This window comes from Yinghuangia sp. YIM S10712 (assembly GCF_051388935.1).
GTDB lineage: Bacteria > Actinomycetota > Actinomycetes > Streptomycetales > Streptomycetaceae > Yinghuangia.
Window position 1 is genome coordinate 997,284 of sequence record NZ_JBPKBI010000001.1, and the last position, 10,381, is coordinate 1,007,664.

Annotated in this window: 8 protein-coding genes; 7 read left to right on the top strand and 1 reads right to left on the bottom strand. The window is 72.4% G+C overall.

Annotated features, from left to right (window positions below):
• Positions 1-40 precede the first annotated feature (40 nt).
• Positions 41-1,585 carry a histidine ammonia-lyase gene (gene hutH / locus ACRX5W_RS04665; protein WP_436786786.1) on the top strand — a complete coding sequence of 515 codons (1,545 nt, stop codon included), beginning with the start codon at positions 41-43 and terminating at the stop codon, positions 1,583-1,585.
• Between the two features lie 92 nt (positions 1,586-1,677).
• On the top strand, positions 1,678-2,688 hold the full coding sequence (locus ACRX5W_RS04670; protein ID WP_436786589.1) for a MurR/RpiR family transcriptional regulator: 1,011 nt from the start codon (positions 1,678-1,680) through the stop codon (positions 2,686-2,688).
• Positions 2,689-2,823: 135 nt separating this feature from the next.
• On the opposite strand, the gene ACRX5W_RS04675 is transcribed toward ACRX5W_RS04670, so the two are convergent.
• Positions 2,824-3,102 (bottom strand): hypothetical protein, encoded by a 279-nt coding sequence (locus ACRX5W_RS04675; protein WP_436786590.1) that lies wholly within the window; start codon positions 3,100-3,102, stop codon positions 2,824-2,826.
• A 260-nt stretch (positions 3,103-3,362) separates the two neighbouring features.
• Here ACRX5W_RS04675 and hutU point away from each other — a divergent pair, with 260 nt between their 5' ends.
• The 5 genes from hutU to ACRX5W_RS04700 all read left to right on the top strand — a co-directional run bounded on the left by hutU (position 3,363) and on the right by ACRX5W_RS04700 (position 10,262).
• A complete protein-coding gene (gene hutU, locus ACRX5W_RS04680; protein ID WP_436786591.1) occupies positions 3,363-5,036 on the top strand; it encodes a urocanate hydratase in 1,674 nt (557 codons plus the stop codon).
• Entirely contained in the window at positions 5,033-6,337 is a 1,305-nt protein-coding gene (locus ACRX5W_RS04685; RefSeq protein ID WP_436786592.1) for an allantoate amidohydrolase, read from the top strand. The genes hutU and ACRX5W_RS04685 overlap by 4 nt, the downstream gene beginning before the upstream one ends.
• Positions 6,334-7,689: a formimidoylglutamate deiminase gene (locus tag ACRX5W_RS04690; RefSeq protein ID WP_436786593.1), complete on the top strand. Its 1,356-nt coding sequence runs from the start codon at positions 6,334-6,336 to the stop codon at positions 7,687-7,689. Before ACRX5W_RS04685 ends, ACRX5W_RS04690 begins: the two co-directional genes overlap by 4 nt.
• Positions 7,686-8,861 carry an imidazolonepropionase gene (gene hutI, locus ACRX5W_RS04695; protein ID WP_436786594.1) on the top strand — a complete coding sequence of 392 codons (1,176 nt, stop codon included), beginning with the start codon at positions 7,686-7,688 and terminating at the stop codon, positions 8,859-8,861. Before ACRX5W_RS04690 ends, hutI begins: the two co-directional genes overlap by 4 nt.
• A gap of 204 nt (positions 8,862-9,065) precedes the next feature.
• A complete protein-coding gene (locus tag ACRX5W_RS04700) occupies positions 9,066-10,262 on the top strand; it encodes an acyl-CoA dehydrogenase family protein (protein ID WP_436786595.1) in 1,197 nt (398 codons plus the stop codon).
• Positions 10,263-10,381: the final 119 nt, after the last annotated feature.

Below are 10,381 nucleotides of genomic sequence, written 5' to 3' on the forward strand. Positions count from 1 at the left end.
GGATCTGCAAAACCCGTCCGGCGGCGCGGAGGCCGGGCGTATGCACGTCACCGTCGCCGAGGCCGGGCTCACCCCCGCCGACGTCCTCGCCGTCGCCCGGCACGGCGCCCGCGTCGACCTCTCCGCCGGCGCGCTCGCGGCGATGGCCCGCACCCGCGCGGTCGTCGACGACCTGGCCGCGTCCCCTCGCCCGGTCTACGGCGTGTCCACCGGCTTCGGCGCGCTCGCCACCCGGCACATCAGCGCCGAGCTGCGCACCCGCCTTCAGCACTCCCTCGTCCGGTCGCACGCCGCAGGAACGGGCCCGCGCGTGGAGACCGAGGTCGTGCGCGCGCTGATGCTGCTGCGCCTGAAGACCCTCGCGTCGGGCCGTACCGGTGTCCGCCCCCTGGTCGCCCGAGGCATCGCCGCGCTGCTCAACGCCGACATCACCCCCGTCGTCCACGAATACGGATCGCTCGGCTGCTCCGGCGACCTCGCGCCGCTCTCGCACTGCGCCCTCGTGCTGACCGGCGAAGGCGAAGCCGAGGGCCCGGACAAAGTGGTCCGACCCGCCGCCGAGCTGCTGGACGCGCACGGCCTCGCCCCGATCGAGTTGCGCGAGAAGGAGGGCCTTGCCCTCATCAACGGCACCGACGGCATGCTCGGCATGCTGCTGCTGGCCATCGCCGATCTGTCCGCGCTGTTCACCGCGGCCGACGTGACCGCGGCCATGACCCTCGAAGCGCTGCTCGGCACCGACAAGGTCCTGGACCCGGCGCTGCACGCGATCCGCCCGCACCCGGGCCAGGCCGCCAGCGCCGACAACATGCTTCGTGTCCTCGCCGGATCGAACATGACCGGGCACCACCAGGACCAGCAGCCGCGCGTCCAGGACGCATACTCGGTGCGCTGTGCGCCGCAGGTCGCGGGCGCGGGCCGCGACACACTCGCCCACGCGGCGGCCGTCGCCGAACGCGAGCTGGCCGCCGCCATCGACAACCCGGTCATCCTCGACGACGGACGCATCGAGTCGAACGGCAACTTCCACGGCGCGCCCGTCGGGTACGTCCTCGACTTCCTCGCGATCGCCGTCGCCGACCTCGGCTCGATCGCCGAACGCCGCACCGACCGTCTCCTCGACCCGTGCCGCTCGCACGGCCTGCCCGCGTTCCTCGCCGACGACCCGGGTGTGGACTCCGGCCTGATGATCGCCCAGTACACCCAGGCGGCCCTGGTCGCCGAGAGCAAGCGTCTCGCGGTGCCGGCGTCGGTCGACTCGATCCCGTCGTCGGCGATGCAGGAGGACCACGTGTCGATGGGCTGGAGCGCGGCCAGGAAGCTGCGTACGGCGATCGCGAATCTCACGCGGATCCTCGCGATCGAACTGGTCGCCGCCGCCCGCGCCGTCGATCTGCGCACCCAGTCCGGAGACCTGGCCCCGGCTCCCGCCACCGCCGCGGTCATCGCCGCACTGCGCGCCGCCGGCGTCGCCGGCCCTGACGCCGACCGGTTTCTGTCCCCGGAACTCGCGGTCGCCGAGGACTTTGTACGCTCGGGCGCGCTCACCCGCGCGGCGGCGACGGTGACAGGGCCACTGGCCTGACGCGAGGTACGCCGATGCGGCGGGCGCCGCCCGCCGGGCCGGCACCGCACGGGAAATGCCGCCGGACCGGAGGACAGGGGAGAGGGCAAGCTGTGAACGACAACGCGACGGACGCCAGGCCGCCGGCCGACCGCCCACGGCCGGATGACGGCGGGCGCGGCGCCCGGACAGGCCCGGGCCGCGACTCCCACCGCGCCGACACGGCCGGTGAGGCCCCCGGCACCACCACGACCTCCGCCACGACTCGCGCCGCTGATGCGCTCGACAGCCCGTCGTCCCGTCTCCTCGCGCTTTTCGACCAACACCGCCTCACCCCGACGCAGCGCCGCATCGCGCACAGCCTCGTCCGGCACGCCGGCGAGGCGCCGTACCTGTCCAGCGTCGAGGTCGCGCAGCTCGCCGACGTCAGCCAGCCGTCGGTCACCCGCTTCGCTGTCGCGCTCGGCTTCGACGGCTATCCGGCGCTGCGCGCTCGCCTGCGCACCCTCGGCCTTCCCGCGCGGGCCGAGACAGATGCCGAGGTGCACCGCAACGAGTACGTCGGCGCCGTCCACGCAGAAATCGACAACCTGACGCGGCTCGCCGAACAACTCGCCGACCCGGGGCCCGTCACCCGCGCCGCCGAACTGCTGGCCGACTCACGGCCGCTCGTCGTGCTCGGCCTGCGCACCGGCGTGGCACCGGCACGCAGCTTCGGCTACTTCGCGGCGAAGGTGCTGCCGGACGTGCGCGTGATCGACGAAGGTGGCTCGCTCCTCGGCGACCGGCTCGACCAGGCGCACGCGGCCGGCGCGACAGCCCTGCTGTGCTTCGCGCTTCCGCGCCATCCCCGCGAGCTGACCGACGCGCTGCGCACCGCGAAGAACCTCGGCCTCCGGATCGCCACCATCGCCGACGGCCCGTTCGCCCCCGCCGCCGCGCTCTCCGACGCCGTCCTGGTGGCGGGCGTCGGCAGCCGGCTCGTCTTCGACTCCTGCGGTGCTCCCCTGCTGCTCGGCCAGGTCCTCCTCCAAGCCATCTGCGACCTCGCACCCGGCCGCGCGCAAGCGCGGCTGGAGGACTTCGACCGCCGCGCGGCGGAGCGCGGCCTGTTCGAGGACTGACAGTGAGGACGTGTGGTGGCTTTTTCGCCGGGGCTGCCTCACGGACTGACCGACGCTGACAGGTTGCTTTTCCGGCGATTCGTCGGCCTGGTGGCCGGGGCGGGGGCCGGGGGCGGGGGTGGGGACCGGTATTGGTCAGGTCCGGGAGCGCGCCCGATCCGGGCGGGCTGCGACGGCCCACACCAGGCCGATGAGGATTCCCACCACCGCGCCACCGCCCGCGATGGCGCCGGTGTCGGCGTAGCGCGGGGTGCTCAGCAGGAATCCGCCGGCGGTGAAGAGCAGGCCGGTCAGAAGCAGCGTGGCCACCACGCCGCGTTCGCGGGCACGGCCGGAGACCAGCAGGGTGAGCGCCGCGCCGGCCCCGAAGGCGCCGAGGGCCGTGACCGCCCAGATGAGCTGCTCAAGTTGCATGTTCCACCGGTCCGTGGAGGTCGGGATTCTGCGCTGGTCGCAGTCGTTTCGCGACCGTTCGCATAGCGGACAAAAGTCTTCAGAAAGCGTAACTGTCCGGGTGGGCGATGCGTGATCCGGGTGTCTTTGACAGCTTTTTCGGGGGTTTCTTCCACGGATCGATCTCGGGTTCTCGGCCGTGTCGGTCGGGCCCGTCGCGCCGAGTGATGGGCTATATTCATAGAGCGATGCGATGAAGAGTTCCATTCAGGAGGTGCGTCATGACCGCTCCGACCGCAGGCGCCCGACCGGTCCGCGCACCGCGTGGTACCGGGCTCAACACCCTCGGCTGGGCGCAGGAAGGCGCCCTGCGGATGCTCATGAACAACCTCGATCCGGAGGTCGCGGAGCACCCGGACAACCTGGTGGTCTACGGCGGCACCGGCAAGGCCGCGCGCGACTGGGGGTCGTACGACGCGATCGTGCGCACGCTGACGACGCTGCGGGGCGACGAGACGCTGCTTGTGCAGTCCGGGCGCCCGGTCGGGGTCATGCGGACCCACGAATGGGCTCCACGCGTCCTGCTCGCGAACTCGAACCTGGTCGGCGACTGGGCCCACTGGGAGGAGTTCCGCCGCCTGGAGGCCCAAGGCCTGACCATGTACGGCCAGATGACCGCCGGTTCATGGATCTACATCGGCACGCAGGGCATCCTCCAGGGCACGTACGAAACGTTCGCCGCCGTCGCCGCCAAGCACTTCGGCGGCACGCTCGCCGGCACGGTCACGCTCACCGCCGGGCTCGGGGGCATGGGCGGCGCGCAGCCGCTTGCCGTGACGATGAACGGCGGCGTGGCGATCTGTGTCGAGTGCGATCCGACGCGTATCGAGCGGCGCATCGCCCACGGCTTCTGCGATGTGCGGACCGAGAGCGTCGACGAGGCGCTGCGCCTGGCCGCCGAGGCCCGCGACGCCCGCCGGCCGTTGTCGATCGCGCTGCTCGGCAATGCCGCCGAGATCGTGCCGCGGCTTCTCGCGATGGACGCACCGATCGATGTCGTCACCGACCAGACGAGCGCGCACGATCCGCTGGCCTACCTCCCGGCGGGTGTGGCGTTCGACGACATGGCGGAGTTCGCGCGTGCCCGGCCGGCGGAATTCACCATCGCCGCCCGGGAGTCCATGGCCCGGCACGTCGAGGCGATGGTGGGCTTCCAGGACAAGGGCGCCGAGGTCTTCGACTATGGGAACTCCATCCGAGGCGAGGCCCGACTCGCCGGATACGCACGGGCGTTCGACTTCCCGGGCTTCGTGCCGGCGTATATTCGCCCGCTGTTCTGCGAGGGCAAGGGGCCGTTCCGCTGGGCCGCGCTCTCCGGTGACCCGAAGGACATCGCCGCGACCGATCGCGCGGTGCTGGAGCTGTTCCCCGAGAACGCCTCACTCGCGCGCTGGATCACGCTGGCCCGCGACAAGGTGCGATTCCAGGGGCTGCCCGCCCGGATCTGCTGGCTCGGCTACGGCGAACGCGACAAGGCCGGCGAGCGCTTCAACGCCATGGTCGCGAGCGGCGAACTGTCCGCGCCCGTGGTCATCGGCCGCGACCATCTCGACTGCGGCTCGGTGGCGTCGCCGTACCGCGAGACCGAGGGCATGCGCGACGGATCCGACGCGATCGCCGACTGGCCGCTGCTCAACGCCATGGTCAACGTGGCGTCGGGCGCGTCGTGGGTGTCGATCCACCACGGCGGCGGTGTCGGAATCGGGAGGTCGATCCACGCCGGGCAGGTCACCGTCGCCGACGGCACCGCGCTTGCCGGGGAGAAGATTCGGCGTGTGCTCACCAACGACCCCGGCATGGGCGTCATCCGGCACGTCGACGCGGGTTACGAGCGCGCGGTCGAAGTCGCGGAAGAGCGAGGCGTACGCGTGCCCATGCGGGAGGGGGACGCATGAGCTCCGACCAGACGTTCGACCGTATGTGGCGGGACCTGCTCCCCATCGGCCGTGACTCACGGACCGGCGGATACCGGCGCTTCGCCTGGAATGCCGCCGACCTCGAATGCCGGGCGTGGTTCCGTGAGCAAGCGCTGCGGCGGGGGCTGGTGTACGAAACCGACCGCAACGGCAACCAGTGGGCGTGGTCCGGAGTGCCGGCGAACTCCCGCTCGGATGTCCCAGTCCCCGATCCTTCCGCCTCGTGGTCGCCTGCCGACGCCCGCGACGCGGTCGTCACCGGGTCGCACCTCGACTCCGTGCCCGACGGCGGGGCCTTCGACGGGCCACTCGGCGTGGTCTCGGCCTTCGCCGCCTTCGACCGCCTCATCGCCCGCGGCACCGCCTTTCGACGGCCTTTCGCGATCGTCAACTTCGGCGACGAGGAAGGCGCCCGGTTCGGTGTCGCGTGCGTCGGATCGCGGCTCGCCACCGGCGTCCTCGCGGCCGACCGGGCCCGGGCCTTGCGCGACGGCGACGGCGTCGCGCTGGCCGATGCGGTGGCCGCCGCGGGCCACGATCCCGCGTTGCTCGGCGCCGACCCCGAACTCCTCGGCCGCATCGGCTGTTTCGTCGAGCTCCACATCGAACAGGGCCGCGCGCTCGTGGACCGCGACGCACCCGTCGGCGTCGCCTCCGCGATCTGGCCGCACGGCCGGTGGCGGTTCGACTTCCGCGGCACGGCCGACCACGCGGGCACCACGCGGCTGGAAGACCGCCGCGACCCGATGCTCACGTATGCCACGACCGTGCTCGCCGCCCGCAAGAAGGCCCGGCTCGCGGGCGCGCTGGCGACCTTCGGCAAGGTCTCCGTCGAGCCCAACGCCACCAACGCCATCGCCTCGCTCGTGCGCGGCTGGCTGGACGCGCGTGCCCCCGAGGAGGACCTCCTCGACGACGTGGTCGCCGCGATCGCCCAGGCCGCCCTCGAACGCGCCGCGCGCGACGGAACCCACGTCGACGTCGACCGCGAGTCGTACACACCGGTCGTCGAGTTCGCCGGGCCGCTGCGCGACCGCATCGCGCGGTGCCTGCACGACGCGCCGGTGCTGCCGACCGGCGCCGGCCACGACGCGGGCATCCTGTCGGCCGCGTTGCCCACCGCGATGGTGTTCGTCCGGAACCCGACCGGGGTATCGCATTCCCCGGCCGAGTCCGCCGAGCCGTCCGACTGCCTCGCCGGGGTCGACGCGCTCACGACCGTGCTGGCCGACCTGCTCGCGAACGGCGGCCCGCTCACACCCGAGGAACCGACGCCGTGACCCCTCAACCCTCCCGACTCCTGTGGTGCGAGATCGTGCACACCCGCAACGGCGTGGAGCGCGACGTCGCCCTCGGCATCCACGACGGCCGGATCACCGACATCCGGCCGGACACGGTCCCGCCGCCCGGCGCCGAAATCCGACGCGGGCTCACCATCCCCGGCTTCGCCAACACCCACTCGCACGCGTTCCACCGCGTCCTGCGCGGGCGTACGCAGGCCGGCACCGGCACCTTCTGGACCTGGCGAGCGCTGATGTACTCCGCCGCCGACAAACTCGACCCCGACACCTACCTCGCGCTCGCCCGTGCCGTCTACGCCGAGATGGCCCTCGCGGGCATCACCACCGTCGGCGAGTTCCACTACCTCCACCACGGCCCCGGCGGCACACCGTACGCCGAGCCCAACACGATGGGCCACGTCCTCGTCGAAGCCGCACGGCAGGCAGGCATTCGCATCACCCTGCTCGATACCTGTTACCTGACCGGCGGCATCGGCGAGCCACTCGACGGCACCCAGCGGCGCTTCGGCGACGGCGATGTCGACGGCTGGGCCATGCGGACCGGCGAACTCGCCGACGCCTACCGCGATTCCGACGACGTGCGCGTCGGCGCGGCCGTTCACTCCGTGCGTGCCGTCCCCGACACGCAGATCCCCGTCGTCGCCGCCTGGGCCGCCGAACGCGCCGCGCCGCTGCACGCCCACGTGTCCGAGCAGCCCGCCGAGAACCACGCGTCCCTTGAGGCGTACGGCAGAACCCCCGTCGAGGTCTTCGACGCCGCCGGTGCACTCGGCGCACGCTTCACCGCCGTGCACGCCACCCACCTCAGCGACCACGACATCGCCGTCCTCGGCCCGTCGGGCGCCGGCGTCTGCCTGTGCCCGACCACCGAGCGCGACCTCGCCGACGGCATCGGCCCGGCAGGCGAACTCGCCCGCGCCGGCGTCCCGTTGTCGCTGGGCACCGACAGCCAGGCCGTCATCGACATGTTCGAGGAGGCCCGCGCCGTCGAGCTCGGCGAACGCCTGCGGACCGGCAGCCGCGGCCACTTTACGACCACCAGGCTCCTCGCCCACGGCACCGTCTTGGGCCAGGCCGCCCTGGGCCGCGACGACATCGGCCGCATCGAGACCGGCATGCGCGCCGACCTGGTCACCGTCGGGCTCGATTCGGTCCGCCTGGCCGGCACCGTGCCGCGCCTCGCGTCGGCGTCCGCCGTCTTCGCCGCCACCGCCGCGGACGTCACCCACGTGATGGTCGCCGGACGCACCATCGTCGCGGACGGCGTCCACCGGCTCATCGAGGATGTCCAGGGAGAACTCGCCGCAGCCGTAAGGGCGTTGGTCGCATGACCGCACTGCTCATCGACGGCATCGCGGCCCTGGTCACCAACGACCCCGGTTTGGGCGCGGGCCCGTTGGGCCTGCTCGCCGACGCCGCCGTGGTCGTCGACAGCGGCCGTGTGGCGTGGGTCGGCCCGTCCTCCGCCGCGCCGGCCGCCGACGCGCGCCACGACACCGAAGGGCGCGCGGTGCTCCCAGGGTTCGTCGACTCGCACGCCCACCTGGTCTTCGCGGGCGACCGCACCGCCGAGTTCGCGGCACGCATGGCCGGTGAGGCGTACACCGCCGGCGGCATCCGGGCGACCGTCGCCGCCACGCGTGCCGCGAGCGACAGCGAACTGGCCGCCAACCTCGACCGGCTCGCCGCCGAGGCCGCCCGCCAGGGCACCACCCTGATCGAATGCAAGTCCGGGTACGGCCTGACCGTCGGCGACGAGGCGCGGGCCGTCCGGCTCGCGCACCGCGTCACCGACGAAGTCACCTACCTGGGCGCGCACATCGTCGCCCCCGAGTTCGCCGACGACCCGGCCGGCTACGTCGACCTGGTCACCGGGCCCATGCTGGACGCCTGCGCTCCCCACGCCCGCTGGATCGACGTGTTCTGCGAGCGCGGCGCGTTCGACGGAGACCAGGCCCGCGCGATCCTCGCCGCCGGACTCGCGCGCGGACTCGTGCCGCGCGTCCACGCCAACCAGCTCGGCCCGGGGCCCGGCGTGCGAATCGCGGTCGAAACGGGCGCGGCCTCGGCCGACCACTGCACACATCTCACCGACGCCGACATCGACGCGCTCGCCGGTTCCGCGACCGTGGCGACGCTGCTGCCCGGCGCCGAGTTCGCCACCAGGTCCGCCTATCCGGACGCGCGGCGCCTGATCGACGCGGGGGCGACCGTCGCGCTGTCGACCGACTGCAACCCCGGCACGAGCTTCACGACGTCCATGCCCTTCTGCGTCGCTCTCGCCGTCCGCGAGATGGGGATGACGCCCGACGAAGCCGTGTGGTCGGCCACAGCCGGCGGCGCGGCGGCACTGCGGCGCGACGACGTGGGGCGCGTCACACCGGGTATTCGCGCCGACCTCGTCGAGCTGGACGCCCCGTCGCACGTGCACGTGGCGTACCGGCCGGGAGTTCCGGTGGTCCGCACGGTGTGGCGCGCCGGGGAGGTGGTCGCTCGTGGTTGACCGGCGGCCCGGGCGGTCCCAGGCGGTCCGGGCGGGGCGGCACGCACCCGAGCGGGGGGCCCAAGGCCGGTGTGAGGAGGGTCCCCTTCTCGGCACACCACCCGGTCGTACATACTCCGGAGTAATCCTCACGACCAGACGCGTGGCCGGGACCGGCGTGCCGAGCAGGCCCGGACATGCGCGTACACGAGAAGGAGGCGCCTGGTGGGCCGCCTTGCGCAGACCGATGGGCTGAACGACGTCCAGCGGGAGATTCTGGCGACCGTCCGCACCTTCGTGGACAAGCAGATCCTCCCGGTGGCGACCGAGCTGGAGCACCGGGACGAGTACCCGACGGAGATCGTCGAGGGCATGAAGAAGATGGGGCTCTTCGGCCTCATGATCCCGGAGGAGTACGGCGGTCTCGGCGAGTCGCTGCTGACGTACGCGCTGGTGGTCGAGGAGATCGCGCGCGGCTGGATGAGCGTGTCGGGCATCATCAACACGCACTTCATCGTCGCGTACATGATCAAGCAGCACGGCACGCAGGAGCAGAAGGACTACTTCCTTCCCAAGATGGCCGAGGGCGAGATCCGCGGCGCGTTCTCGATGTCGGAGCCGCACTGCGGTTCGGACGTGTCGTCGATCCGCACCAAGGCGGTCAAGGACGGCGAGTTCTACGTCATCAACGGCCAGAAGATGTGGCTGACCAACGGCGGCTCGTCCAACCTCGTCGCGGTGCTCACCAAGACCGACGAGGGCGCCGACTCGGTCTACAAGAACATGACGACCTTCCTGGTCGAGAAGGAGCCCGGCTTCGGCGAGACCCGCCCGGGCCTGACCGTGCCCGGCAAGATCGACAAGATGGGCTACAAGGGCGTCGACACGACCGAGCTCGTGCTCGACGGTGTCAAGGTGCCCGCCGACCGCATCCTGGGCGGGGTGCCCGGCAAGGGCTTCTACCAGATGATGGACGGCGTCGAGGTCGGCCGCGTCAACGTCGCCGCGCGCGGCTGCGGCCTCGCGCAGCGCGCCTTCGAGCTCGGCATCCAGTACTCGCAGCAGCGCGAGACCTTCGGCAAGCAACTGCACGAGCACCAGGCGATCCAGTTCAAGCTCGCCGAGATGGCCACCAAGGTCGAGGCCGCCCACCAGATGATGGTCATGGCCGCCCGCAAGAAGGACGCGGGCGAGCGCAACGACCTAGAGGCCGGCATGGCGAAGTACCTGGCGTCGGAGTACTGCAAGGAGGTCGTCGAGGACGCGTTCCGCATCCACGGCGGCTACGCGTACTCGAAGGAGTTCGAGATCGAACGCCTCTACCGCGAGGCCCCGATGCTGCTCATCGGCGAGGGCACGGCGGAGGTCCAGAAGATGATCATCGGGCGTCGGCTCATGGAGGAGTACAAGCTCAAGGGCTGACCCACGCCCGACCCGGGTGCCGGGGGGGGGGGGGGGGGGGGGGGGGGGGGGGGGGGGGGGGGGGGGGGGGGGGGGGGGGGGGGGGGGGGGGGGGGGGGGGGGGGGGGGGGGGGGGGGGG

What these genes read in the sequence shown, in the direction of transcription:
- hutI (WP_436786594.1), top strand. Translation starts at nt 7,686, where the DNA reads ATGACCGCACTGCTCATCGACGGCATCGCGGCCCTGGTCACCAACGAC.
- ACRX5W_RS04685 (WP_436786592.1), top strand. Translation starts at nt 5,033, where the DNA reads ATGAGCTCCGACCAGACGTTCGACCGTATGTGGCGGGACCTGCTCCCC.
- hutH (WP_436786786.1), top strand. Translation starts at nt 41, where the DNA reads ATGCACGTCACCGTCGCCGAGGCCGGGCTCACCCCCGCCGACGTCCTC.
- ACRX5W_RS04675 (WP_436786590.1), bottom strand. Translation starts at nt 3,102, where the DNA reads ATGCAACTTGAGCAGCTCATCTGGGCGGTCACGGCCCTCGGCGCCTTC.
- hutU (WP_436786591.1), top strand. Translation starts at nt 3,363, where the DNA reads ATGACCGCTCCGACCGCAGGCGCCCGACCGGTCCGCGCACCGCGTGGT.